General features: G+C 37.7%; 28 protein-coding genes. 24 read left to right on the forward strand and 4 right to left on the reverse strand.

Annotated elements, in window-relative coordinates:
- Positions 1 to 135 precede the first annotated feature (135 nt).
- From OW255_RS06840 to OW255_RS06855, 4 genes are all read left to right on the forward strand, one after another.
- Positions 136 to 1095, forward strand: coding sequence for an N-acetyltransferase (locus tag OW255_RS06840; protein WP_268116107.1), 960 nt, complete (start codon positions 136 to 138; stop codon positions 1093 to 1095).
- 103 nt (positions 1096 to 1198) lie between these two features.
- Positions 1199 to 2041: a hypothetical protein gene (locus OW255_RS06845; protein ID WP_024836671.1), complete on the forward strand. Its 843-nt coding sequence runs from the start codon at positions 1199 to 1201 to the stop codon at positions 2039 to 2041.
- Positions 2042 to 2669: 628 nt separating this feature from the next.
- Entirely contained in the window at positions 2670 to 3095 is a 426-nt protein-coding gene (gene arr, locus OW255_RS06850) for an NAD(+)--rifampin ADP-ribosyltransferase (protein ID WP_268116581.1), read from the forward strand.
- Between the two features lie 38 nt (positions 3096 to 3133).
- Complete coding sequence (locus OW255_RS06855; protein WP_024836669.1) at positions 3134 to 3484, forward strand: DUF2200 domain-containing protein; 351 nt, start codon at positions 3134 to 3136, stop codon at positions 3482 to 3484.
- 133 nt (positions 3485 to 3617) lie between these two features.
- Here the strand turns inward: OW255_RS06855 and OW255_RS06860 are convergent, their stop codons facing one another.
- Together OW255_RS06860 and OW255_RS06865 are read right to left on the reverse strand one after the other, a co-directional pair.
- A complete protein-coding gene (locus OW255_RS06860) occupies positions 3618 to 4775 on the reverse strand; it encodes a macrolide family glycosyltransferase (protein ID WP_024836668.1) in 1158 nt (385 codons plus the stop codon).
- Positions 4765 to 5406, reverse strand: a complete 642-nt coding sequence (locus tag OW255_RS06865) for a TetR/AcrR family transcriptional regulator (protein ID WP_024836667.1) — start codon at positions 5404 to 5406, stop codon at positions 4765 to 4767. The genes OW255_RS06860 and OW255_RS06865 overlap by 11 nt, the downstream gene beginning before the upstream one ends.
- Positions 5407 to 5708: 302 nt before the next feature.
- Here OW255_RS06865 and OW255_RS06870 point away from each other — a divergent pair, with 302 nt between their 5' ends.
- The 15 genes from OW255_RS06870 to OW255_RS06940 all read left to right on the forward strand — a co-directional run bounded on the left by OW255_RS06870 (position 5709) and on the right by OW255_RS06940 (position 18716).
- A complete protein-coding gene (locus OW255_RS06870) occupies positions 5709 to 6650 on the forward strand; it encodes an ACP S-malonyltransferase (RefSeq protein WP_268116110.1) in 942 nt (313 codons plus the stop codon).
- A gap of 14 nt (positions 6651 to 6664) precedes the next feature.
- Entirely contained in the window at positions 6665 to 7405 is a 741-nt protein-coding gene (locus tag OW255_RS06875; RefSeq protein WP_024836665.1) for an SDR family NAD(P)-dependent oxidoreductase, read from the forward strand.
- A gap of 20 nt (positions 7406 to 7425) precedes the next feature.
- Entirely contained in the window at positions 7426 to 7818 is a 393-nt protein-coding gene (locus OW255_RS06880; RefSeq protein WP_024836664.1) for an acyl carrier protein, read from the forward strand.
- A gap of 1 nt (position 7819) precedes the next feature.
- Positions 7820 to 8272: a hotdog family protein gene (locus tag OW255_RS06885; RefSeq protein ID WP_024836663.1), complete on the forward strand. Its 453-nt coding sequence runs from the start codon at positions 7820 to 7822 to the stop codon at positions 8270 to 8272.
- Positions 8273 to 8298: 26 nt separating this feature from the next.
- Positions 8299 to 9555, forward strand: a complete 1257-nt coding sequence (locus tag OW255_RS06890; RefSeq protein ID WP_268116112.1) for a beta-ketoacyl-[acyl-carrier-protein] synthase family protein — start codon at positions 8299 to 8301, stop codon at positions 9553 to 9555.
- Positions 9545 to 9961, forward strand: coding sequence for an ApeI family dehydratase (locus tag OW255_RS06895; RefSeq protein ID WP_024836661.1), 417 nt, complete (start codon positions 9545 to 9547; stop codon positions 9959 to 9961). Before OW255_RS06890 ends, OW255_RS06895 begins: the two co-directional genes overlap by 11 nt.
- Positions 9931 to 10980, forward strand: coding sequence for a beta-ketoacyl synthase N-terminal-like domain-containing protein (locus OW255_RS06900; RefSeq protein ID WP_268116113.1), 1050 nt, complete (start codon positions 9931 to 9933; stop codon positions 10978 to 10980). The genes OW255_RS06895 and OW255_RS06900 overlap by 31 nt, the downstream gene beginning before the upstream one ends.
- Positions 10977 to 12017 carry a 3-oxoacyl-ACP synthase III family protein gene (locus tag OW255_RS06905; RefSeq protein ID WP_024836659.1) on the forward strand — a complete coding sequence of 347 codons (1041 nt, stop codon included), beginning with the start codon at positions 10977 to 10979 and terminating at the stop codon, positions 12015 to 12017. The genes OW255_RS06900 and OW255_RS06905 overlap by 4 nt, the downstream gene beginning before the upstream one ends.
- Positions 12005 to 12754, forward strand: a complete 750-nt coding sequence (locus OW255_RS06910; protein WP_024836658.1) for an SDR family oxidoreductase — start codon at positions 12005 to 12007, stop codon at positions 12752 to 12754. The genes OW255_RS06905 and OW255_RS06910 overlap by 13 nt, the downstream gene beginning before the upstream one ends.
- Before the next feature lie 25 nt (positions 12755 to 12779).
- Positions 12780 to 14429: a PEP-utilizing enzyme gene (locus OW255_RS06915; RefSeq protein WP_268116115.1), complete on the forward strand. Its 1650-nt coding sequence runs from the start codon at positions 12780 to 12782 to the stop codon at positions 14427 to 14429.
- The gene (locus tag OW255_RS06920) at positions 14404 to 14904 is read left to right on the forward strand and encodes a 4'-phosphopantetheinyl transferase family protein (RefSeq protein WP_268116116.1); all 501 of its coding nucleotides are present in this window, start codon (positions 14404 to 14406) and stop codon (positions 14902 to 14904) included. Before OW255_RS06915 ends, OW255_RS06920 begins: the two co-directional genes overlap by 26 nt.
- Complete coding sequence (locus OW255_RS06925; protein WP_268116117.1) at positions 14901 to 16073, forward strand: beta-ketoacyl-[acyl-carrier-protein] synthase family protein; 1173 nt, start codon at positions 14901 to 14903, stop codon at positions 16071 to 16073. The genes OW255_RS06920 and OW255_RS06925 overlap by 4 nt, the downstream gene beginning before the upstream one ends.
- The gene (locus tag OW255_RS06930; RefSeq protein WP_268116118.1) at positions 16070 to 16933 is read left to right on the forward strand and encodes a beta-ketoacyl synthase N-terminal-like domain-containing protein; all 864 of its coding nucleotides are present in this window, start codon (positions 16070 to 16072) and stop codon (positions 16931 to 16933) included. Before OW255_RS06925 ends, OW255_RS06930 begins: the two co-directional genes overlap by 4 nt.
- 33 nt (positions 16934 to 16966) lie before the next feature.
- Positions 16967 to 17908 carry a PEP/pyruvate-binding domain-containing protein gene (locus tag OW255_RS06935; protein WP_268116120.1) on the forward strand — a complete coding sequence of 314 codons (942 nt, stop codon included), beginning with the start codon at positions 16967 to 16969 and terminating at the stop codon, positions 17906 to 17908.
- A gap of 91 nt (positions 17909 to 17999) precedes the next feature.
- Complete coding sequence (locus OW255_RS06940) at positions 18000 to 18716, forward strand: LytTR family DNA-binding domain-containing protein (RefSeq protein ID WP_268116121.1); 717 nt, start codon at positions 18000 to 18002, stop codon at positions 18714 to 18716.
- A gap of 26 nt (positions 18717 to 18742) precedes the next feature.
- On the opposite strand, the gene OW255_RS06945 is transcribed toward OW255_RS06940, so the two are convergent.
- The gene (locus OW255_RS06945; protein WP_268116122.1) at positions 18743 to 19342 is read right to left on the reverse strand and encodes a TetR/AcrR family transcriptional regulator; all 600 of its coding nucleotides are present in this window, start codon (positions 19340 to 19342) and stop codon (positions 18743 to 18745) included.
- 348 nt (positions 19343 to 19690) lie between these two features.
- Between OW255_RS06945 and OW255_RS06950 the strand changes: the two genes are divergently transcribed.
- The 5 genes from OW255_RS06950 to OW255_RS06970 all read left to right on the forward strand — a co-directional run bounded on the left by OW255_RS06950 (position 19691) and on the right by OW255_RS06970 (position 23016).
- Positions 19691 to 20341, forward strand: coding sequence for a GNAT family N-acetyltransferase (locus OW255_RS06950; protein WP_024836650.1), 651 nt, complete (start codon positions 19691 to 19693; stop codon positions 20339 to 20341).
- A gap of 406 nt (positions 20342 to 20747) precedes the next feature.
- Positions 20748 to 21239 (forward strand): pyridoxamine 5'-phosphate oxidase, encoded by a 492-nt coding sequence (locus OW255_RS06955; RefSeq protein ID WP_024836649.1) that lies wholly within the window; start codon positions 20748 to 20750, stop codon positions 21237 to 21239.
- A gap of 27 nt (positions 21240 to 21266) precedes the next feature.
- A complete protein-coding gene (locus OW255_RS06960; protein ID WP_035317645.1) occupies positions 21267 to 21740 on the forward strand; it encodes a GNAT family N-acetyltransferase in 474 nt (157 codons plus the stop codon).
- A 20-nt stretch (positions 21741 to 21760) separates the two neighbouring features.
- Positions 21761 to 22186: a VOC family protein gene (locus OW255_RS06965; protein WP_024836647.1), complete on the forward strand. Its 426-nt coding sequence runs from the start codon at positions 21761 to 21763 to the stop codon at positions 22184 to 22186.
- Positions 22187 to 22512: 326 nt separating this feature from the next.
- Entirely contained in the window at positions 22513 to 23016 is a 504-nt protein-coding gene (locus tag OW255_RS06970; protein ID WP_268116125.1) for a nitroreductase family protein, read from the forward strand.
- 124 nt (positions 23017 to 23140) lie between these two features.
- Here OW255_RS06970 and rsmH read toward each other — a convergent pair whose 3' ends face one another.
- Positions 23141 to 24190 (reverse strand): 16S rRNA (cytosine(1402)-N(4))-methyltransferase RsmH, encoded by a 1050-nt coding sequence (gene rsmH / locus OW255_RS06975; protein WP_024836644.1) that lies wholly within the window; start codon positions 24188 to 24190, stop codon positions 23141 to 23143.
- Positions 24191 to 24355 lie beyond the last annotated feature (165 nt).

The following is a 24355-nucleotide window of genomic DNA, read 5'->3' on the forward strand; positions in this document are numbered from 1 at the left end:
GGTATCATATATAATGTTGATCGTACTTGATTTAATATCACAAATTATTTTTAAAGAAAGGCAGTGATATATGATACAATGTGTGAAAGGAATAAGTAAAATTTGTATTGGAATTTGTTTAAGGGGGATATGATAATGAAATACAGGTTTGATTTTTATAAGAAAGAATATTTTGACGATATTGAGGAGTTGATTTTAAATTCATATCAATGGGAGAATCCCACTTTTGGTCTGAGCCGACTGGAATTTACCAATGGATTGCACCCATCTTTTTTACGTTATTCAAATGTGTGGGAGCGAACCGTTGGCGTGTATTTTCTTGATAATACCATCTTTGCCTGTGCAATGAATGAAGGCAATGATGATGGAACCGTCTTTTTTCTATTTAGAGAGAAGAAGTTTGCCCAGGATAAAGAACTGCTAAATGATATGATTCATTTTGCCAAAACAACCATGTCATGTGTGGAAGATAAGAATAAAATCAAACGTTTTGTTCGTATCCTGATTCCAGAGTGGAACGTTACTCTGTCAAAGCTGATTTTAGAGGAAGGTTTTGTAAAAGAAGAGTGGGGAGAGCGGATACGCATTCGTACATTTGATCCGTATCCATATCCTGTTAAGCTTCCAGAGGGATATCGATTTGCTGATGGAAACGAAACACCTGCATTTTATTTAGCAAATGTACATATGGCATCATTTAACTATAGCATTCGTGAGGTGCCGGATTGTGCAAAAGCATTTTTTGAAATGCGCAAAGAAAAGCATTATGATCCATACCTGGATCTTTGCATTTTAGATCCTCAAAACAGACCTGTAGCTATGGCAATCATATGGTATGATAAGAGAATGCCCTATAGTGAATTAGAACCACTGGGAGTTGCTTTTTGGGAACGGAGAAAAGGATTGGCGACTGCGTTATTAAATGAGGCTTCCAATCGTGTTATGGAAAAATATCCGGATTGCAAAGGCATGACTGGTGGAGATCAGCCATTTTACGAGGAAACAGGTTATTATGTGACGGACCATGTACCTGCATATCGCTATGATATGGAAATATATCCATCCTGGGATGAGAGATCAAGGAAGAAGATATGAAATGACATAAATGTCCCCGCCATCGCATAAAATGATAAGGTGAGTTATTGAAAGATTGTCCAAATTAAATATCTTACAGTATTAAAATGTGGAGGTTGGTTCAATGATAAGGAAAACCAAAAGCTTTAAAGTATTAACTACAGTTGCTATGGTCAGCTGTATGCTATGGGTAAGTGGTTTCACTGCGAAAGCACAAACTGTAAATGAAACAGAGCCGAATGATAGTATGGAAACGGCACAACTTATCCAGGCGAATTATGAGACAGCTGCCCAGGTTGCCAGCGGCAGCAGACCGAACCAATATGTAGTAAAGGGAAATACAAGTAAAACAGATGAAGACTGGTATAAGGTTTATTTAAATGCTGGGATACAATACGTTACCTGTAACGATAATCCATTTGATTATGAAATATATAATTCTGATGGTAATTTAGTAACTTCAGGTACATATATTAAGAGTCGGTTATTTCCAATCGGATATCCTTTTAACGTATCCTCAAACGGATTTTATTATGTTAAAGTCAAAGGTATGACATCTGCATCTTCAAGCTATATATTATTGGTTGGCGGACCTACTTATTCAGTCGCAAGCTGTACTGTCTCATTAGGAAGTATCAATATGAGTGGCAGGGATGTTACAGTGCCCTTTGATTTGCGGTCAAAGGATACGATACCGGAAGGTTCCGTCGTATACACCATATCAATGAGTGGGGTAAAAAGCACTTCTGTCAATGGAATTACAGTAAAAAATCTATCGAAAAGCAGTACGGTTTCTTTGAACAACTATTCATGGGATAAGAACGGCCTTGTTTCATTGAATATGCCGCTAAAAAGCAGCTGGCAAGTAATTTATAAATATAATAAAAATACAACTTTTACACCAAAGATTAATTTGTTTTTTGCATATCCGGTAACATCAATGTATGTAAATGATATACAATTTTAGAGGGATGAATAGTTAGGCCCCCCAGAAAGGTTATTTGATATAGGGTGTCTTAGAGGATTAAATGTTTGTGAAGACCTTCAAACTGATGTATAATAATATAACTCAGTTTGAAGGTTTTATTTATGACGAAAATAACAGATAAGCATTAAAACATCCCATATTTGTTAATATAAAACAGTTGTAAATCAATCATGACAGGAATGATTGCTTACAGCTAAACCAAGTGATATGAAAATGAAATTAACGAAAGGTCAAATAACAGAAGGCAATCATGTACAGAATATAAGAAGAGAGGTATGATAAAATGAAGATCCAATTTGATCCAAGCAATAACATTGTTAAATTATGTATGATAGGAATGGGTATGGAAGACAACGGTAAACTCAAAGAAGCAGGTGAATCCTTTCGTAAAGCATGGAGTGAAGCAACCAATGACTTTGAACGATTTATTTCAGCGTATTATGTAGCCAGGCACCAATTGGATAATTTAGAGAAATTGAAATGGTTTGAAACATCTTTGCAGTTCGCCTTAAAATGGAAGGATGAAAGCGCTAAAAGTGCCTTCCCGGCATTATATCAAAACATTGCAAAATGCTATGAGGATATGGGCGATTTAGATAAGGCAAAAATGAATGAGCAGCTATCAAAAGTGCATGAGGCTCCCCCCACTGATAAAGGTCCCTTTTATCATGGAACAAAAGCAGATTTACAGGTCGGTGATTTATTGACACCAGGAGGAGAATCCAATTATAAACCCGAATTAAAGATGAACCATATCTATTTTACTGCTCTTTTAAATGGAGCAGGGCTTGCAGCTTCCTTAGCAAAAGGAGAGGGAAGAGAACGAATTTATATCGTGGAACCAACCGGGGAATTTGAAAATGACCCTAATGTTACAGATAAGAAATTCCCTGGCAATTTGACACGTTCTTACCGCTCATCAGAGCCTCTTAGGATTGTAGGAGAAGAAACAGAATGGTTAAAGCAGACCCCGGAGCAAGTGCGTCAATGGCGTGAAAAGCTGGCTAATAGCAAAGGGGAAATCATTAATTAAGGATATGTTAAGCAGAAAGAGAAAGGGAGAGTAACATCATGACAAATGAGCGTGTATATCAAATGGCGTTTTCCTCTGTCTATCCGTTGCTTGTTAAAAAGGCAGAGCGAAAAGGGCGTACCAAATCAGAAGTTGATGCCGTGATTTGCTGGCTGACGGGCTATGAGATTTCCAGCTTGCAGGCACAAATTGAAAAGGATATTAGTTACGAAACCTTCTTTTTGGAAGCCCCTCAGATAAACCCCAATGCAGTCAAAATCACAGGTGTGATTTGTGGTCATCGTGTTGAGGAGATTAAAGACCCGCTCATGCAGAAAATCAGGTGGCTTGACAAACTGGTGGACGAGCTGGCAAAAGGGAAATCAATAGAAAAGATTCTTAGAAATTAAATCACAATGCATGGACCGCAGTTTTTCATTGAAACCATCGTTTATATATAAGCCCTTTTTATCTTTGAACGAAAATCAATAATGAAAATACTGCGGTTTTGGCATTTAACTAATAAGCTTGCTTAAAAGTGTATCAACCTAAATATTCCAGGATTTCTTCTGCGATCTGATTGTTGCCACCGGCATGAAGCATGCTTTTTTGATAGATTTGAATGCTTTTTTGATAGGAATCATCATTTAATATACGCAATGCATTATCTGCCAGGATTTCAGGAGTCAGATGTTTTTTTGACAGTGTTTTCCCCATGTGCAGGGTCTCTATTTGTTTTGCCACTGCAGGCTGGTCGTTTCCCACTGGGATTACAAGCATAGGAACTCCATAATAAATCGATTCGTTGACACTATTCATTCCGCCATGTGTGATAAATACACTTGTTTGTTTTAAAATTTCTAACTGGGGTACAAAGGGATAGATAAAAATGTTATCAGGGATGGAACCTAGCTTTTCTGCTTTCACAAGCGATCCGATTGATATAATTACAGTCACAGGTTTATCCTTGAATGCCTGAATACATTTTTTAAAAAAGGATGTGGAATTATTTAAAAGTGTGCCTAGAGAGATATAAATTAAGGGAGAGCGCAGCTCGGGGAAATGAAAGGATGGATCAATCGGCCTGTCACTGATTGCTGCTCCTATGTATTTATAATGAAATGGATCAAATTCTTCAGAAAAAATTTGAAATTCTTTGATTGTGTAGGTGAAGTTTAAAGGGGGAGCATTGTCGACCATTTCTTTTGCAATGCTGTTATAGCGCAGATGAAACTTTTTTTGAAGTCTCCTAGAAAGCAGGCTGCATAAAAAAGGATGCCGGAAAATACAGGTCATATACCATCCCCCTGTTTGACCAAAATAATGGAGAACGTGCTCATTTAAGGAGAAGGTGGAAAACAGCCGGAATGCCGGGATTCCCAGTTCATCAGCCAGAGACTTGCCAGGTAAAAATAACATTTCATAAATAAGACAATCATAATCACGGCCAATTCGTTTCACTGTTTGATAAGCAGAGCCCCAGCTTTTCAGCTCTTTTTGAGAGGGGGATAATGTTTCAGGATAATCATCATAGGGGATAAAGTGAGCCCCTGTTTTTTCCACCTTTGTCTTCCAGTCAGGAGCCTGTACATAGGTGACTTCATGCCCTAAGCTGATTATGACTTTTGCGAGTCCAAGGGTGGGGTTGGTATGACCGGAAAAGGGCAGGTTGACCATTAGGATTTTCTTTTTACTGTTCATAATATTCTTTTAACCTTTCTTTTATTATTTTTTCACTGGTCTCACTAATGAGAGGTGTCTCGAATTTTTGCAGCATTGTCACAATAAACTGGATTCTATGATATACTTCAATATATGTGCTGTTGACGATGATAGGATCCAGCCAAATATCAAATAGAAGTATAAATATTTCTGCCACCTCTTTGGGATACCTGCAGTTAAATTCCGAGGACGCGTTTCCCTGACGAATTATCTCTTCCACGTATTTACTTAAAACATTGATGGAATTTCTTAAGGTATCCAATAAAGCATAAGGAACCTTTTCCGCCCAATGATTTTGGGTTAGATTAAAAAGAGTGTCATCCCTCTGTAATTCTCTTACAAGCAGGTCAATTTTTTCTACGGAATTCAAATCCCTGTTCTCAACTAATCTCTCAAACAAAATTTTTATAGCCTCTTTTCTTTGAGCAATGATATATTCCATAATTTCCTGCTTGCTGTTAAAGTGATGGTATAAAGCGCCCTTAGATAATCCGGTAGATTTCATAATATCCATCATGGTCGTGTTTTCAAATCCCTTTTGGGAAAACAGGACGGTGGCTGTTGTTGTGATCTTCTGTTTTGTAATGCTGGCTTTGACTATTCTTGACATCTATTTTTACCTCTAAAAAAGACCGCTGGTCGGTTTTTGTAATTGTATCAAAACGAATAATATTTGTCAACTAAAACATGCAATAATGATAAAAAAACAATGAAGACTTAATATAAATAAAAATAACAAATATTTATGTGTAATTAAAGTGGACAAAAAACGACAGAAAGTGGACATTTTTTTAAATTTGTTCATTTTTATGCTTTAATCCATAACAGATAAAATAATCTATCAAATAAAAGAACAGGATTTGAAGTATTCGGTAAGGAATACTCTGTGAGAGAGAAAGGAGGATATGGATCATGAAGTTTGCAATGTTATTTCCGGGACAGGGTGCTCAATATGTTTCTATGGGAAAAGGACTCTATGAAAAGTTCGATTGGGTAAAAAAGATTTACCAGGATATCAGTAATCGCTTTGCATTGGACCTTTACAAGTTGAGCTGCGAAAGCGATTTGGAATATCTGACGAGAACGGATCATGCTCAGATAGCCATATTTGTGGTCAGTTACATAAACTATCTTGCTTTTTTAAATGAATTTAATATCAGGCCTGCATACATGGCTGGTCACAGCCTTGGCGAATTTACTGCGCTTGCAGCATCAGGGGCATTATCTTTTGAAGAATCCCTGGAATTAGTACTTGAAAGAGGAAGACTCATGCAGGTAGAGGCAGATAAATCCCAGGGCGGAATGCTTGCAGTAAAAGCAAGCTATGATAATGTAAATCTTATATGCAACGAATTTATGGAACAGCATCATTCTAAAATCAGTATATCTAATTACAATTCAGCAAATCAAATCGTATTGTCTGGTGACTCGGATACCTTAAATATAATAGAAAAGACATTGGAATCGAATGGTATATTAACGACCAGATTGAATGTTGGTGCTGCATTTCACAGCAGTTATATGGATATGGCATCTAGCGAGTTCTCATCCTTATTATCAAACATAAACTTTTCAACTCCCAATTGTGAAGTGATTTCAAATGTCAGCAGTCTTCCGTATCGAGGAGATATTTATAGTCTGTTGTCAAAACAGATGGTTTCCACTGTCCGGTGGCATGAAACCATAAAATATCTGGAAGGGGAGGGAGTAGATGTTTACATAGACTTAGGCCCAAAGAGCATTTTAAAAGGCATGATGAAAAGAAGCCTGGGTAAGGGGAAAGTTTATTCCTATGAAGATGAGGAAGACAAAGTCTTACTAAATCAAATTTTAAACAAGCAGGAGCAATCATAGGGAAGAGGTGAATTATGAATAAGGCAGCAGTCGTAATTGGAGGTTCCGGTGCCATTGGAAGTGAAATATGTAAGCGGCTTGTAGGAGAAGACTATCAAACCTATTTTACTTACCTGAAAAATAAGGATACTGCCATTGCATTAGAGCAGGCATTTCCCGGTTATCTTCATGGCATTCCCTGTAATATCCGCAATCATGAAGAGGTGGAATTGTTAATAGACAGGGTGAAAAAGGAATGTGGCAGAGTTGATGTTTTAATTAATTGTGCAGGAATTTCAGGAGAAAGTCTTTTTGTGAACAAAAGTATCGATGAATGGACAACTGTTTTGGAAACGAATCTGTTCAGCATATTTTATTCCTGCAGAGCAGTGGTCCCAATTATGCTGGAGCAGTATGAGGGAGTGATAATCAATGTATCTTCTATCCTGGGTACCTTTGGCATTCCCGGAATGGAAGACTATTGTGCCTCTAAAAGCGCTATGATCGGATTTACACAATCACTTGCTTCAGAGGTGGCACGCTTTGGAATACGGGTCAATTGTATAAGTCCAGGAATGATTGATACCCAGATGTCAAAAGGGGCTCAAAAACAAATTGGGAAAAGTGTTAAAAAATTAATTCCCTGCAAGGAATTTGGCTCTGCTGAAAATGTTGCAGATTTAATGGGATTTTTAATTTCTGAGAAAGCAAGTTACATTACTGGTGAAAATATACTGGTTGGCGGTGGTCTGGGAAGAACACTTCCAGTCAGTTAATAAGAAAGGTGGATAAAGCGATGGAGAACAAGGAATTATTTGACATGGTACAGGAGACGGTTGCAGAGGTACTTGATGTTGAGAAGGAGGAAATCAGTGAAATAACAAGACCTGTTGTTGATCTGGATGCAGAGTCTTTGGATTTGCTGGATATTTTGTTTAAGTTAAGCCGTCAGACTGGTAAAAAGGTAACGATGCAGGTGATTCAAAAAGATGTAAGAGGTGGCCTGACAGAAGATGAATTTATAGATGAGGCAGGATATATTACCAGGGAGGGAGTAGAAAAAATAAAGGCTGCGATTGGAGATGACAATATTCAGGCTGAAAATATTACGTCAAAAGAAGTATTAAGGCTGATTGATATTAAATATATTATGAAAATTTTTAATGAAACCCCGGCTGGAGAAGTGTAACATGCGGTTTCATCTGATTGATAAATTAATCTCCTTTACGGAGTGGAAAGAAGCTTCAGCATTAAAAAATGTCACTTATGGAAACCCGGAATTTATAAATGAGAATCATTACATGGATGATACCCTTTTGCTGGAGAGTATGTTCCAGTGTGCCGCATGGCTGATTGTTATATCATCCGGTCAAAAATTAAGACCAACCATAGTAACGGCAGAAGGATACCAGATATACGAGCATGCCTCTCCGGGCGAACAGTTGATCATTACCATCACCATTGAGGATTATAATGCAGAGTACGCTACCATTCGTGGAGAAGTTTATAAAAAAGATAAGTTATGTGTGACTTTAAAGAATGCCATATTAAAGCTGGTTGATACCTGGGAGTTAGAGGATCCGGAAATAACCAAAAAGTATATAAAGTACTTAACTCAAAAAAGAGGGGATGTTGGAATATGACATCCCTTTTTTAGAAAGGCGAAACTATGATAGCAAAGGAAGATAGAAAAGTAGTCGTTACGGGAATGGGTATGATTACACCGATTGGCAATAATGTGGAGCAATCCTGGAGGAATTTATTAGAGGAACAGTCGGGGATAGAGCGAATCACATTATTTGATACGAAAGGATTCTCCTGTAAAATTGCTGGACAGGTAAAGGATGAGACTTATCATACTGATTTGCCATATAGCAGAGGCACATATTTTGGACTGGCTGCATCAAAAGAAGCGCTTGAGGATGGGAATGTGATCAATGATGCAGATATACTTGATGAGATGGCTGTTTTTCTTGGCAATTCAGGAGCAAGAACCGGGCTTGATGAGTTTTCAGGAGAGTTTAAGGCCCGAAATTTAAAAGAGTTAACTTTAAGAAACTTAAACAGTGACCGCCAGTTTGATAAAAGCAGATATTCAGCTGCCGCAGAAACAATAGCCAAGGAATTTAAACTATACGGCGGCTGTTACTCCATTACTACAGCATGTGCATCAGGCACTCAGGCAATTGGCATGGCTTATGAAAGCATCAAAGCGGGAGAAAATACGGTTGTGCTGGCAGGAGGGTGCGATGCCATGATAACGGAGATTGATTTAATGGGGTTTTGTATGTTGGGAGCTGTAACAAGCGAATACAATGAAAAACCATCAAAGGGAAGCAGACCCTTTAATAAAGACAGAAGCGGTTTTGTTCTGGGAGAAGGTGCAGGCATGTTGATTCTTGAAGAAAAGAAACATGCTTTGGATAGGAAAGCTAAAATCTATGCTGAAGTTGTGGGGTTTGGTAATGCCATTTCCGGCTATAGTATTCTGGATACGCCTCCCAATGGCGAGAATCTTGCACAAGCTATGGAAATTGCCTTGGCTGAGGCTGGAATCAACAAAAAACAGATTGGGTATATCAATGCTCATGGAACCTCAACACGTGACAATGATTCCTCAGAATCCGCAGCTGTAACCAGAGTGTTTGGTGAAGATACCATGAATATTCCTATAAGTTCTACAAAGGCCTCCACCGGTCATTTAATCTCTGGTGCTGGAGCCATAGAAGCTATCTTTTCCATTATGGCTTTGAAGGATCAATGTCTTCCACCAACCCTGAATCTTGAGGATATAGACGGAAAATGTTCCCTATTACATATTCATAAACCATTAAAAAGCACCATTGATTACGCCATGTCAAACTCTTTGGGGTTTGGAGGGTCCAATGCAAGTGTCATTTTCAGGAGGGCGGAGAATGAGCTTTAAAATGGTTGATAAAATCTGCGAAGTCAGCTATTCCAGCATAAAGACTATAAAGCTGCTGTCAATCGCCGAGCCTGTATATGAAATACATTTTCCTTTTTTTCCAGTACTTCCTGCTGTGCTCTTATTAGAAAATGTCAAACAGAGTATTGATTTATTTATAAGAAATAATGAAGAAGAAAAGATATGTTTATTTCAGGGAGTCAAAAAGTTGAAGGTATATAAAGCCCTGTACCCTGGAGATGGAATTTTCACGGAAGTATTCTTAATCAGTAAAGCTGAGGATTGCTATGTGTTTGATGCAACTATTTATCATAATGAAACGATAGCAGCTAAATTAAAAGAAGTTAAAGTTGTTGTGGAAAAGGAGAAAACTGCATGGGAAAAAGAGTTGCAATCACAGGTCTAGGAGTCAGCCTTAAACCAGCCCCTTCTGAAAATGAAAAAGCCTTTAAAAACAGAAAAATAAAAAAATTATTATCTAGAGGAGAAAAAATCTTTTGCCGTTCAGCCGTGGATGCCGTTCTTGATTCCGGAATTCTGGAAACGGATACTGCAAATGAAAAAAGAGGAATATTTCTTGGTACAACAAAAGAGTCATCCTCCAGAACGGAGCTGTTAAATGTTTTAAAGAGCATTTATGATGGAGAAATCAGACATAAAGAGTTTGCAGAAGCCGTGGCAGAAAATATGTCTCCTCTTTTTGTAATTAAATCTCTGCCCAATGCCTGTCTTCATTATGCCGCAGAGGAATTTGGCATAAGAGGAAGTAATTCTTTATTTATAACAAATGGAGCAGCAGGTTCTCAGGCAATCGCAGCCGCATATCACACGATACTTAGGGGTGACTGCATCTGGTGCCTGGCTGGTGGATTCGATTCGCACCTGGATGATGAAGAAGCTTATAATTTTAAACAATATGGATTTAAAGTGGATACCATAGGCGAAGAAAAAAGCAGTGAGGGATTAGGAGAAGGAGCAGGTACCTTTATTTTGGAAGATTATGACCATGCTGTTTCAAGAATGGCAAAGATATATGGTGAGATTATCGGACATGGTGAGACTTTTTTGGATCTCGATCAGGAAGAGACAGAGAATATCAGAGTTTTAAAAAAGGGGATATGTAAAAGCCTGGCATCTGCTCATGAAGATGTTACTAACGTTGCATTTATTCATGCCGATGGCCTGACCTATAAAAATTATAATGTGATTGAGGAAGCAGCCATAAAAGATATCTTTCACGACATACCGCAGATAAATTCAAAAAATCAGATTGGAAATCTGCTGGGGGCAGCACCTATGGTAGAGATTGCCGAGGATCTGAGTGGAAAGGAAATAGATCAAAACAGATCACAGGTATTTATGAAACTATCTGCTGGTTTTGGGGGAGAAGTATCAATCATTGTGTTAAGGAGGAATGGGCTATGAATTCAAAAATATCAGGAGTAGGTTCTTATTTTCCAGGTACTGCTATATCAAATGAGTTATTGACCAAAAGGTATGAAATAGATCCCTGGCTTTTAAAAGAATTAGGAGTGGAGAACCGGTTTTGGGCCTCTGATCCTGAGAGTCTTATTTTAAATGAGACACAAAGTGAGATGATGGCAAAGGCGGTAGAAGAGGCAATTGCTGATTCACAGATTCAAAAGGAAGATATTGATCTGCTGATTACCACATCCACGGTTCCGGATTATACCCTGCCAACAACTGCCACTCTGGTACAGGAGCTGTTAGAAATCAAGAAGTGTAATGCCCTGGAGATTCATTGCGGCTGTGTTGGAGCCCTTCAGGCAATTGATATTGCAAATTGTTATATTAAATGCGGGAAAGCCAAAACAGTGGTTATTGCAGCAGGGAATCTAATGAGCACCTATTGGCTTCGGGAATGGAAAAATAAAGAAATAGAGGGGATGGCAGATCAACTGAATATGGCGATGTTTTCAGACAGTGCCAGCGCCATTGTAATCCAAGAATCCAAAGAAGAAGGAATTTTATATAGTTTTTCAGAAAGCGTTGGCAGTGGAATTGAGAAGGGGATTTTTCTGGATATGGGCGGAGCAGTATATCCAGGAGACCAAGTGGATTTTTCCGAGAACCGGCATAAATGGAGTCAAAGGCCTAAACTGATTAAAAAACATGGCAGTGCTTTATCAAAGAGTGCAATGGAAGAGCTGGCAGAAGGGACGGGCCTGGCAATAAAAGATTTAAAGTGGATTATTTTTCCTCAGGCGAATCCTTCCTTACTGTTAAATGATATAGAAGCATTGAAATCCAGCGGATTTCCAGTAGAAAAAATCAGATATAACGTAAATAAAGTAGGAAATAGTGCAACTGCATCACTGTTTCATGTTCTATATGAGATCGATCAAAACGGGGAGCTGGCATACGGAGACAAAATAGCCATAATTGGAGGGGAAGCTTCCAAATGGATGTATGGGGGCGTGTTGATCGAATGGAAAAAATAGCACTTGTTACGGGAAGCTCCAGAGGAATCGGGAAAGTAATTGCTGAAAAACTACTGTTAGAAGGCTACACGGTGTATCTTCATTATTGCATGAATGAGGAAATAGCAAAGAATACGTATATGGATTTTTTGAAACGGGATCTGAAAGCAAAGCTGATTTGTTCTGATATATCAAATGAAGAAGAAATAAAACAGATGTTTCAAACAATTCAGGAAGAATCGGGATATTTAGATGTACTCATAAACAATGCAGCAACTGGAGTCCATAAGAACATTACAGATATCAGAAAGAGAGATTGGGATTTTACATTTGAGGTAAATGCAAGAGGAACATTTCTCTGCAGTAAATATGCAGTTCCTTTGATGAAAGCAGGTACTAAAGGTTATAAAGCAATTGTGAATATCACCAGTACGGGAAGCCAAAGATTTATTCCAGGATATTCTCTTATAGGAGGAACCAAAGCCTACATAGAAAATCTTACGAAGTATCTGGCATGTGAATTATCCGGCTATGGAATTAACGTAAATGCGGTTTCAGGAGGCTTGGTTGAAACAGACTCTTTAAACTATTTTCAGGACAAAAAGCTGGTAATGGAAGAATTTATAAAGAGAGTTCCAGCTGGACGCATGGTTTTACCGGAGGACATTGCAAATTTGGTATTAGTTCTATGCGATTCAAAGTCTGAGATGATAAGAGGGCAGACGATTATCGTAGACGGAGGGGCATCTTTGGTTTGAAACTAAAACCCAGGAGGAGATGAATATGAAATACAATGGCAAAAACAAAAATGAATTATACACGGGAGGCAAAAGCTATCCCGGAAAAAAGTCTCCATTTGATGTCTGGACAAGGGGAAATGTAGCGGAAGCATTTCCCGATATCATGACACCCCTAAGCTGGTCGCTGTGGGGAGAGACTATGAATGAATTGTTAAGAAATGCTTTTCGGTATTATTCGTTTTCATCAGAGGTGAAAGAAAAATGCTTTATTATGCTGAAAAATGGGAAGCTTTACTACAATATCGGATTGGTCAATCTTTATATGAAACGAATAGGCCTCTTCTCTATGGATGAGATTGTTGGTGGAGAAACCGCATATAAAGAGAAGAAGCAAAAGAGACGAATTCATTGGCTTAAGTTTATGGTTCATTTACCCGGCAGTATAAAAGCGGAAAAAAACAACGGGAAACTGGAAGCAGAATCCCGTCTAAAATGGAGAGAGTTTTATCGCTATCATAAGAAATGGGCTGAATTGGATTATAATTCTATGAATTTAGATGAGCTTTTTCATTTATTCAATGAAAGAATTGTCTATGGAAAAGCAAACATGCATTTACATACGGATGCGACAACCGCAGCATTTTCTAAAATGGCAATGCTCCAATGGAAGCTTAAGAAAAATGGCTATGATGATTCAAGCTTATTAAAGCTGGTAAATGATATTGAAGGGATTGAGATGGCAGAGATCAACCAGCATATGGAGCTTTTAAAAAATATGATTGAGCCATTGGAACAAAAGCAGCAGATATTGGAATGTCTAAAAGGTGAAAACTGGAAACAATCCTTGATGGATTCAGGCTTTACACAGGTCTGCATTTTTATAGAGGAAAATCTTATCGGCAATTATGGTCACCGGGGAAAGAATGAGCTTGAAATAAAAGAACCATACTGGGCTGAAAATCCGCGTATGCTTTTAAATATGATAATTGAAAGATGTGAAAATAAAGAAGCAGGCAGGACAAGAGAACAGGAAAAAATAAATGTAGAGGATAAGAAGTTCGGGAAATTAATCGAGCAGTCCAGAACCTTTACCATGCTGAGAGAAAATAATAAACATTACTTGTATTTTATCATTGCAGAGATTAAAAGAATCATAAGAGTCATAAATACAAAATTATGCAGCACCATACCCCAAATGGAGCAGGACGACATTTATTTTATGGAATATGAGGAGCTGGGCCGGCTGATTGGGGATATTTCTGAATTTGAGAAAATAAAGGCAAATGTTATCGTAAGAAAGAAGATATACTCTGAGTTTCTGGTAAAATGTGACGAGCCTGAAACAAAAACACCAGGAAAGAAAGTTCTTCGAGGAATACCGGCCTGCTATGGACGGGTAACGGGAAGGGTTAAGGTAATAAATCATAATTATGCCGGGGATATAAAAAAGGGAGATATTATTGTGATAAAATCCCTTGATATTAGCTGGACTCCTTTGTTTTCCGTTGCAGGAGGCCTGGTTACTGAACTGGGAGGAATCTTGTCACATGCAGCTATTATAGCAAGAGAATACAATATACCTACTATCGTTAATGTAGAGAATGCTACTTCAATCCTAAAGAATGGAGACCAGATCGTATTAGACGGAGAAACTGGAGTAATCCATTATGATAAAACTATTTCTACTTCATAAAAATGTGTATTCCCATCAGACGGTCCTCTGTATTGTTCAGTCTATCAATGCCAGGGGAATGGTGATTTATAATAAGAAAGGACAGGCTGTCATTAAACAGGCAGATCTTTTTCTTAGTATTTCTCATTCCGGCGAATGGGCGGTAATCGGTGTAGGAGCAGAGAAGATTGGAATTGATATCCAGCATTATAAAGCCAAGAGCAGAGATTTTATAGAATATGTAACTGGTGAAACGGACATATCAGTGCCGCTGTTTAGTAAAATATGGTCCATTAAGGAAAGCTTTGTTAAATGGCTGGGCACTGGCTGGATTGGAATAGAGCCCAATGAGATTTACATAGACTTTAATTTGCAAAAGGTATACAGCAAAACAGAGACAGCCTATTTTATTACCTCTGAGATATTTGAATCTTATGTTGTTTGTATATGCAGTGAATTATCATCTATTCTGAAAGAAAGGATCATGTTTGAATGAGTAATCGTGTCTTTATAACGGGAATGGGTATGATATCACCCCTTGGTGATGATGTGGAAGAGAACTGGAAGAACCTGATACAAAGAACAAACCACTTTATGCCCTATCAGCTGTTTAAAGGAAAGGGCAAAAAGATGGAAGAATTCTATGTTGGAAGGGTTTCGTGCAGTTTCGAACAGGAAAAATACAGTAAATTAGCGGAAGACGCTTTGGTTCAGGCAATTAAGGATTCAGGAATCAACCCGGAGAAAAATCCTGGGAGATGCGCATTGATTATAGGCAGCAGCATAGGAAACAGCGAATACATATCTCAAAACACATCTGATCGGTACGGCAGGCTTAATTTAGACGAAGTATTACCTGAAGTTCTTGCTCATAAATTGGCTGATAAATATTTTGTGAATTCCATTGTAATGGTGATAAACAGTGCCTGTTCCTCCGCTTCAAATGCAATAGGGAAAGCATACCGGCTGATTAAAAACAATAGGATTGACTGCGCTTATGTCATCGGTATTGATGCGGTGCTTTCAGATATAGGTCTGGCCAGCTTTTCTGCATTAGGGGTACTTAGCACTGATGAATCAATGAGACCGTTTGATGTACATCATAACGGATTTATCCTAAGTGAAGGATCCGGAGCTTTAATATTGCAGCGAGAAGATCACATGAAAGAAGAGCATTTAAACACTTGTACAGAAATTATCGGGTATGGTTCCAGTTGTGATGCATATCACATCGTTGCTCCTGATATAAAAGGAGAGGGAGCTGCATTGTCTATGAAGAAGGCACTAAAGGATGCAGGTATAAAATCCGTAGAAGTAGACTATATCAATTGCCATGGGACCGGAACGAAGTTAAATGATGAATCGGAATACAATGCAATGGAATTGGTTTTCAATCATTCGGTCTATGCAAGCTCAACCAAAGGAATGACAGGTCATTTACTGGGCGCTTGCGGAATCATTGAAACAATTTTTTCCTGTCTGTCAATAAAACATAGCTTGATTCCGGGAACCGTGAATTTAAGAGATCCCATAAAAAACAATTACATTCGATTGGTATCTGAAAATCTGCAGACAAAGTTAAATGTTGTAATGAATAACACCTTTGCCTTTGGAGGACAGAATGCGTCTCTGATATTAAAGAAGTGGGAAGGAGAATCTATTTGAATCGTATATTTATTAAAGATATCGTCTGCCTTTATCCGGACGCGGTCAGTGATTGCATAGATACAGATTTGTATCTGCTTCCCAGGGAGAAAAGAAAGCTTGACCGGTATTCTCAAATATCCTTAGCAATCTCCAAAAAGATACATGAATGTAACCCGGATTTTTTTGAACATGGTGAAGATATTTCTGTTTTATCAGCAACCTGTTTTGGGGCAATGAATACAATCACCGATGAAGTCGCAAGATACCATGATACAGGACTGGTATCACCTGTTTTTATCACGAAAATACTTTCCAATATGCAAGCTGCCGTTATTGCAATTGCATTGCAGCTGAAAGGTGCTAATTATACGGTATCAACAGGAGTAAACTCATCCTGCGATGCTGTGATAGACGGATATGAGCTAATCATGGAAAACAGAGAAGGCCGCGTAATGGTTGTTAGCAGTGATTCCTGTGATAGCGAATTTGGAGAAGCGGTACATAGAAATTACTCCCAGGATGATGTGAAAGGCTTTGGCGAGTGCGGGGCTGCATTACTGCTGGACACACAGTCTGGAGATGGGGCCTTAGGGGAAATCACAGATATACAGAGAGGTATTCTTCATCAGAACGAAAACATTTTTAAAAGGTTAGATATAGAGGTTGAGAAGAAGGAGAAAGGAAGTCATGGTATCTACCTTAGAGAATCCAGGAAGCAGATTACTGATCTCCCGTTTTCCTCTGGTTCCCAAACAATTTTTGATATAAAAAAAGGAATTGAGTATTGCAGAGATAACAAGGAGAAGGAGTTTATTGTATATACCATTTCTAAGAAAATGATATATAGTGCAATTACCATTCAATGCGTCCCCAATTAATTACTTTTAGGATAATGAGGAGATTTATGACGTATGTATGTTAGGAACTTAAAAGAGTTAAATATTCGTGACAATATAAATGTTGGTGGCAAGGCTGCAAACCTGGGAGAATTATATTCGTTAAAAATAAATATTCCAATGGGATTTTGCATTACCTACAATGCATATGAAGACTTTATCAAGGAAAACGGAATTAATGAATCAATAAAGCATTATCTAAGTGAAAATTTGAATGGAAAGATGTCTCTGGAAGAGTGCAGCAATTACATCTTAGAAAGTTTTTTACATGGAAACATCCCCATTCATATAAAAATAGAGATTATCAGGGAATACAGAGCTCTGGGAAAAAAGGCATGTGTAGCAGTCAGATCCTCGGCTAATGTGGAAGATAGGAAGGAGGCAAGTTTTGCAGGGCAGCAGGATACATTTTTAAATATCTCCGGAGATTTTAATGTGTTTCAACATATAAAAAAATGCTGGGCATCCCTCTGGTCACCGAGAGCAATCGATTACAGAAGGAAAAATAATTTTGATGATCATCATATTCAAATGGCGGTTCTTATACAGAAGATGATTTCTCCTGATGCAGCAGGCGTTGTCTTTACCTGTAATCCAATGAATGATCAGAAAGGAGAAGTGCTGGTCAATTCAACATACGGCTTGGGCGAGGCAGTTGCTTCCGGTACAGTTTCTCCAGATACATATGTTTATGATATGAACAAAAAAAGAATTATTTACAGACAAAAAGGAGGAAAAGAATATAGGTTTATTAACTCTGATAATGGTATAAAAAAGGTACTTAACAACAGGAAATTTAAGCAAACATATTCTTTAAATTATCTGAATGTTTTAAGACTCGTTAAGGTATGCAAAAAGATCGAGGGGAGATTTGGCTGTCCTCAGGACATCGAATGGGGAATTGTAAATGGAAAAATATATATTGTACAATCAAGACCGATAACGAATATAAGATAAATGAGAAAATTACAATAAGATAAGGAATTTTTACATGCTGCTAATTATGAAGATAAAACAGGATAACCTATAACCTACGGAGGTGAATAGGATGAATATTGGGTTTTATACAAAAGATGTTAGTTTCATGAGCTCGATCAATAAAGTGATACATTCCCTAATCAAATCTAAATATTCCCCGTTGGAACTAAATGTCTGGGAGGATATTAAGAGCGCACTTTTCCTGATCGACGAGGAGTATTGTGATGGCTTTATCATAGATATTACCAATAATACCAAGGAAGAGTCATGTGGATTTATATCAAAGCTCATGCATCAGTATCCTCATACAAAGATAATTGTTTTAATTGATAATCTGGATTGTATCGACTGGTTCTTAAAATATAAAATATTTAAATATATGTCCAAAAAGAACATAATAAAGGAATTGGAAACCATACTTTCCATTTTGCATCATAGTGTTGCTGGTAGAAAAAACAGAACACTTGAATTAGTTACGAAAAAAAGATATGATAAAATTTATTTCAATGATATTTTATATATCAACCGGGAAGGTAAAAATGTAAACATATTTACTGCGGACAATCGCTGCGTGACTTATCGTATGAGTTTACTGCACATTTATGAAAAATTAGACGAAAAGACCTTTATCTATGTTGATAAAGGCTGTATCGTGAACAGCTCGTTTGTAAGTGAGTTTACGGCTCAGCAGTTGCAGTTGATCAATGGCACTAAATTACCTGTCAGCAGAGATGGGATTAAAAGACTATCAAAGCTGCTTCAATTTGATCATGTTTTAACCAATTAGATATCATAAGTCTCATTCGTCAAGTATTACTTGAATGCGGCATCCATTTTCTGCTTTTTCATAACAAAATATTCCATATTTCTATCGATCTCAGCGATTATCTCTATCACCTGATTCATAGGATATGTGAAATTAGATTCTACCCATTTGCTGATGATAGCAAGGCAGCCCTGAACATGATAGCGGACTTTAAATTTCAATTCTTCGCTGATTTCAGAATGCTGCCATTCCTTACACCAGGTTTCCATGCATTTTTCCTCCAATAAATCATTTAAACGGGTCACAAAGCTTCCTTCCCCGTTTGTACCAAACAACATATGGCATATTTGCTTATTCTCCATAATGTATTCAAATATAATTTTATAAAAATGAACAGGAGGCTGGGAATAGTTTAGCATAATCAAATCATTGAGCTCTGTAACTACCTCCTCCTCCATTTGTTCGTAGAGATCGTAGATGTCTTTATAATGGGCGTAAAAGGTGGCTCTGTGAATATCCACCTTATCCGTTAATTCCCGGACTGTTATATTACGAAGGCCTTTATGCACCATTAATTCAGCAAGACCGTTTCTCAATGCTTTCTTTGTTTTTTTTACTCGTCTATCATCTTTCTCAATCCCAGGCATAACTGAATCCTTCTTTCCATAATTTTTGTTATTATATTGAATCGATGAACCTCATCATAGTGTAATGAAGAAAAACGACTCTAGTATAATTATAATACACCCGTATAGCTAAAACAATCCTGTTTCCATCATGGAAACGGTATTTTTTATATCCTCAGCTATTACACACCTATTTCCGACACTTTCGTATTATTCTGCCGTTTAACAGACATTTAACGATGCAATTGAATATAGAAAAGCGACTATAATTAGAATATCATACATATGTAAAGATAAATAATAAAGCATTTATTAGCAGAGGGAATGGTTTGATCAATTTCAGAAAAATAATCGATAGGAGGAAAAAGAATGATACGTTATAGAAGACCGAAATATGAAGAATTAAAAGATATCGCAAGAATGTGCGCCTTAACATTTAGTGATTATCCCATTTGTAATGATATAAAAAGTGGGTTCCCCAATTTAGATACCTTTCTAGACTTTATGAATGATGTGTATTATGTTTATATCAGGGCTTATTTTAGAAAGAGCGAGTTTTTTGTAGGTGAGGATAATGGGAAAGTGAGGAGCTTTGCTGTTTTGGTACGCCCACGCAGTTCTAAGGTGGGGCTGGTGGATTACTTCCGATCCGGTGCACACTTGTTATTAAAAAAAGTCAGCCTGCCAAGACTGTTAAGTTTTTTAAATGTTCTTGAACAAGGGCACAAACCGTGCAGTGGAATTAAGGAGCACTCCTGGCTCCTGGAGTCATTAGCAGTAGACAGATCCTTAAGAGGCCAGCAATTGGGGTCTAGAATGCTGAATGAATGTATTATACCATATATAAAAGATCATAGCATTGGTAACAAACCAGAAACATTTCTTACATTTACAAATACGGAAAGAAATAAAAAGTTTTATATAAAAAATGGGTTCTCCGAATTCGATTACAAAACCATACCGATGAAAGATTCGTCGATTGGTAATTGGAGTTTCCGTATGACCATTAACCCTGGCTGATAAATCATATTTCTTTGTCATATATATTACCAAAGCTGATAATGAGTTCTATCTAAAATAGTATTTAAATGCTCCTATTAAGGTAATCGAGTGAATGAATAAAGCTAGTCACTTAATTGGGAGCATTTTTACGCAAATATTTGGATAAAAATTGAATTTATTCTTGTAAGTATTTAAAAGCTGTAGTACAATAGAAACAGAACATACATTCGATGTTGGAAAAACCATTCGATCAATCATAGATACATAATGATTTCCTTTCAATTTAAGTAACGCAAACCACCCATACAAAACAGACCCATAAGAAAACTGCTGATAGTAATATAAAATTAATAAGTGGAAAATCGAAAATCTCATTCAGTTAGGGTAGATTTTCAGGTTATATTATTTTAAGGAGGGTATAAAGGTGAGCAAGTATGAAGAAGGATTAAACGTAATTGAGGAGAGGTGTGGCAACGGAAAAGATAATATCATATCACTTTCGACCATTGCAATGGAGCCAAGCGCAGATGGCGCTCCCCGCCCATATATTCGTGATGTGGATGCTTATTACGAAGATGGTGTATTCTATACTGTTACATGGGCAAAATCAAAGAAAATGCAGCAGATAGCGAAGAACCAGGAAGTTGCATTTTCTGTTTGCGGCCAATGGTTTTCCGGCAATGGTATTGGTATAAATTTAGGCTGGGTCTTAGATCCCAATAATGCTGAGATAAGGTCTAAGCTTCGTAAAGCATTTGCCGATTGGTACGACGCTGTAAATAATGAAAAGGATGAAAGCTGCATTATTTTAGCCATTAAAATTACAAGAGCTATAGCCATTAAAGATCATGGTGCTGTTTGTTACCACATGGACTTTGTGCATAAAGTGGAAACTGCAGAAGGAAAAATTATATAAGATAGCAAGAGAGAACGGAGTATTAAGATGTTTATTGAGAATCCAGGCAGAACGGAACAATTAATCAAGGAACTGGTTGTTATATGGGAAGCATCTGTAAAAGCAACGCATATCTTCCTGAAGGAAGAAGAACGGATTTCCTTGCGCCCATATGTACAAGAAGCTCTCAAAGAGATAGATCAGTTAATTGTGGTATATCAAGGTGAGAAGCCCTTAGGCTTTATGGGAATCGAAAACCAAAAAGTAGAAATGTTATTTTTGGAACCCGCTTGCATTGGACAAGGAATAGGAAAGAAGCTTATCACAAAAGCCATAGAAGAATATGGAGTATCATATGTAGATGTGAATGAGCAAAATCCTCATGCCGCCGATTTCTATAAGCGTGCTGGTTTTGTTGTATTTGAGCGCACAGAAAAAGATGAGATGGGGAATCCCTTTCCCATTTTAAAAATGAAGCTTGGATCAATAATGAAAACGATTGGTGTTAAAAGTAAAAATTAATAATATTGGAGGTTTTTCGTATGGACGATGGATTAAAAATCAAGATGTATTCTTTTACTATGGATTGCAAAGACCCACATGAATTAGCAGCGTTTTATGGGGCACTGCTCAAGTGGGAGACAATGGCCATTGATGAAGGGTGGGCATGTGTATATGCTCCAGGTACGAATCAGGGAGCATATCCGGGTATACTGTTTCAAAAAAATCCGGAATACAAACCACCGGTATGGCCAGATGAGCCTGAAGCCCAACAGCAGATGGCACATTTAGACTTTGCCGTGAATGATTTGGAAAGGGCAGTTCAACACGCGCTCCTGTGTGGAGCATCGGTCGCAAAAGAACAATTTTCCAATGAGTGGACCGTTATGATTGATCCCGCAGGACATCCTTTTTGCTTATGCCAGATGAAATCAGTTATGGAGAGTTCCCATTTTGCGTTGTTATAAAAAGTTAAAATCATAGTATTTTTCATTGATTTTAAAATTGTTAGTAAATTAATATCGTTGTTCTAGAAAAAGGGGTATCCTCTATGGAAGAAGATATCTCTTTTTTGTATTGAAAAGAATGAAAGCGGCATTTACAAAAATCATAGTGAAACATAAATGATTCATAATACGCCAACCATCTGATTTTTCGATTGCATAGATAAAAATAATTGGTTTTACCTATGATTCTTAACATGATATGATGATATCAGATGTCAGGAATCATAACCAGTACTTATTATTATTGTTGTTGTAATATAGAAAAACAGAGAATGGGAGGTATAACTGTGAAAGAAATATTCAACCGAAGAAGCATTCGGAAATTTAAAGACTTACCTGTGGAGAAAGATAAAATAGATAAACTGTTACGGGCAGCGATGCAGGCGCCTTCTGCATTAAACCAACAGCCATGGGAATTTATTGTAGTTGAAGATAAAACAGCTTTACAAAAACTATCCAAAGCTATGCCAGACGCGAAGCCAGTAAGTAACTCCGGATTAACACTTATTTTGGCAGCGAATAGCGAAACATTCAGATATGAACCGGATTGGGAGCTGGACATGAGCGCTGCGGCTCAAAATATATTATTGGAAGCCGTCTATTTGGAACTGGGAGCAGTGTGGATGAGCATTTCATCAGTGGATACTGCGATAGATTACGTACGAGAGATGTATCAACTACCAGCCCATATAAAACCTTTTTCATTCATTGCAATCGGTTATCCAGAGAACCAACAGAATCAATTTATAGATCGATACCGTAAAGAAAAAGTCCATTATGAAACGTGGTAATATTGTGATTGATGGCGTTATAATTCATGGACTTAGCGGAGAATACAAAAGAGCAAGCATAATAAGTGTGCTGATACTTATTATGCTTGCTCTCTTTTATTAAAAACAATAGATTGGCTTTACATTATGCTTTGATTGCCCAACGTAATTTCGCACATTTTGCACGACTATTGAAACTGCATTCGGCTGCTGATGGGCGAATGGGCTCAGGAGCGATTTCTTTATAAAGACCTTCACGATAGAAGCGCTGGAACGATTTTTTGACCAGCCGGTCTTCTCCGGAATGAAACGTAAGAATGGCAACTCGTCCACCCTCAGCCAAAGCAGAGGGTAACTTTTCCAAAAATTCATACAACACTTCGTATTCTTTGTTAACATCAATTCGAAGTGCCTGAAAGCATCTTTGACATGATTTTTTGATTGCAAGATCCTTATCTTTTTCAGGAATGAATTTAAGGGCATCCTGTATGATTTGTTGCAGCTGGCTTGTTGTAATAATCTCTTTTCCTTTTTTTATTGCAAATACGATGGCACGAGAAATCTCTGCAGAATAAGGCTCGTCTGCATTCTCCAACAACATTCCCTGTAATTCGTCTTGGGAAATGGTTTTCAGCCGATCCGCGGCAGAGATGCCTTTGGAAGGGTTTAACCGTAAGTCCAAAGGTCCTTCTGTTTTAAAAGAAAACCCCCGATCGGGATTATCAATCTGCATGGAAGAGACACCTAAATCGGCCAGCACAAAGTTAAGAGGACCAGATTCGGAAACGATCTGATCGATATTGGAGAAATTCGTATTTCTGATGGTTAATATTTCCGGGCCATATCCTAATCGTTCCAAACGCTCCTTTGTTCTGGGCAACTCGATAGGATCTTCATCGGTGGCATACAAGTGTCCCTTTGAATCTAAACATTTAAGCATTTCTAAGGTATGACCACCATAACCTAAGGTGGCATCCATACCAATTTGTCCCGGAGTTATTTGTAAGAACTCCAGTATCTCATTCACACAAATGGAACGATGCATGCCAGCAGGAGTGCTGCCCTTTTGAATTACCTTTGCAATCGTATCCGCATATAGCTCTGGCTGCAGTTCTTTATATTTTTCCTTAAAAGTCTTCGGGTGAGTGCCTTTATATCTGGGACGGCGCTGATGTTTTTGTTCCTGATTATCCATTCCTTTATCCACCTTTTAACATGTAATGATTATTTATGATCCAAAGTGCCATTAAAACTGACTGCTTGGAATTATCCTATTACTACATGATATCAAATACAGGTCATAATAGCAAACCTATAATCAAAGAACCAATCCAATCCTTGTGAAAAATAAAATAAGTAC

The organism is Lacrimispora xylanolytica (genome assembly GCF_026723765.1).
Classification (GTDB): domain Bacteria; phylum Bacillota; class Clostridia; order Lachnospirales; family Lachnospiraceae; genus Lacrimispora; species Lacrimispora xylanolytica.

Excerpts from the sequence above, each read along its gene's own strand:
- OW255_RS06950 (WP_024836650.1), top strand. The coding sequence starts at position 19,691 with ATGATACGTTATAGAAGACCGAAATATGAAGAATTAAAAGATATCGCA.
- OW255_RS06870 (WP_268116110.1), top strand. The coding sequence starts at position 5,709 with ATGAAGTTTGCAATGTTATTTCCGGGACAGGGTGCTCAATATGTTTCT.
- OW255_RS06860 (WP_024836668.1), bottom strand. The coding sequence starts at position 4,775 with ATGAACAGTAAAAAGAAAATCCTAATGGTCAACCTGCCCTTTTCCGGT.
- OW255_RS06885 (WP_024836663.1), top strand. The coding sequence starts at position 7,820 with ATGCGGTTTCATCTGATTGATAAATTAATCTCCTTTACGGAGTGGAAA.
- OW255_RS06880 (WP_024836664.1), top strand. The coding sequence starts at position 7,426 with ATGGAGAACAAGGAATTATTTGACATGGTACAGGAGACGGTTGCAGAG.
- OW255_RS06845 (WP_024836671.1), top strand. The coding sequence starts at position 1,199 with ATGATAAGGAAAACCAAAAGCTTTAAAGTATTAACTACAGTTGCTATG.
- OW255_RS06945 (WP_268116122.1), bottom strand. The coding sequence starts at position 19,342 with ATGCCTGGGATTGAGAAAGATGATAGACGAGTAAAAAAAACAAAGAAA.
- OW255_RS06890 (WP_268116112.1), top strand. The coding sequence starts at position 8,299 with ATGATAGCAAAGGAAGATAGAAAAGTAGTCGTTACGGGAATGGGTATG.
- arr (WP_268116581.1), top strand. The coding sequence starts at position 2,670 with ATGAATGAGCAGCTATCAAAAGTGCATGAGGCTCCCCCCACTGATAAA.
- OW255_RS06915 (WP_268116115.1), top strand. The coding sequence starts at position 12,780 with ATGAAATACAATGGCAAAAACAAAAATGAATTATACACGGGAGGCAAA.
- OW255_RS06905 (WP_024836659.1), top strand. The coding sequence starts at position 10,977 with ATGAATTCAAAAATATCAGGAGTAGGTTCTTATTTTCCAGGTACTGCT.
- OW255_RS06840 (WP_268116107.1), top strand. The coding sequence starts at position 136 with ATGAAATACAGGTTTGATTTTTATAAGAAAGAATATTTTGACGATATT.
- OW255_RS06875 (WP_024836665.1), top strand. The coding sequence starts at position 6,665 with ATGAATAAGGCAGCAGTCGTAATTGGAGGTTCCGGTGCCATTGGAAGT.
- OW255_RS06935 (WP_268116120.1), top strand. The coding sequence starts at position 16,967 with ATGTATGTTAGGAACTTAAAAGAGTTAAATATTCGTGACAATATAAAT.
- OW255_RS06865 (WP_024836667.1), bottom strand. The coding sequence starts at position 5,406 with ATGTCAAGAATAGTCAAAGCCAGCATTACAAAACAGAAGATCACAACA.
- OW255_RS06900 (WP_268116113.1), top strand. The coding sequence starts at position 9,931 with ATGGGAAAAAGAGTTGCAATCACAGGTCTAGGAGTCAGCCTTAAACCA.
- OW255_RS06910 (WP_024836658.1), top strand. The coding sequence starts at position 12,005 with ATGGAAAAAATAGCACTTGTTACGGGAAGCTCCAGAGGAATCGGGAAA.
- rsmH (WP_024836644.1), bottom strand. The coding sequence starts at position 24,190 with ATGGATAATCAGGAACAAAAACATCAGCGCCGTCCCAGATATAAAGGC.
- OW255_RS06960 (WP_035317645.1), top strand. The coding sequence starts at position 21,267 with ATGTTTATTGAGAATCCAGGCAGAACGGAACAATTAATCAAGGAACTG.
- OW255_RS06855 (WP_024836669.1), top strand. The coding sequence starts at position 3,134 with ATGACAAATGAGCGTGTATATCAAATGGCGTTTTCCTCTGTCTATCCG.
- OW255_RS06965 (WP_024836647.1), top strand. The coding sequence starts at position 21,761 with ATGGACGATGGATTAAAAATCAAGATGTATTCTTTTACTATGGATTGC.
- OW255_RS06895 (WP_024836661.1), top strand. The coding sequence starts at position 9,545 with ATGAGCTTTAAAATGGTTGATAAAATCTGCGAAGTCAGCTATTCCAGC.
- OW255_RS06940 (WP_268116121.1), top strand. The coding sequence starts at position 18,000 with ATGAATATTGGGTTTTATACAAAAGATGTTAGTTTCATGAGCTCGATC.
- OW255_RS06925 (WP_268116117.1), top strand. The coding sequence starts at position 14,901 with ATGAGTAATCGTGTCTTTATAACGGGAATGGGTATGATATCACCCCTT.
- OW255_RS06920 (WP_268116116.1), top strand. The coding sequence starts at position 14,404 with ATGATAAAACTATTTCTACTTCATAAAAATGTGTATTCCCATCAGACG.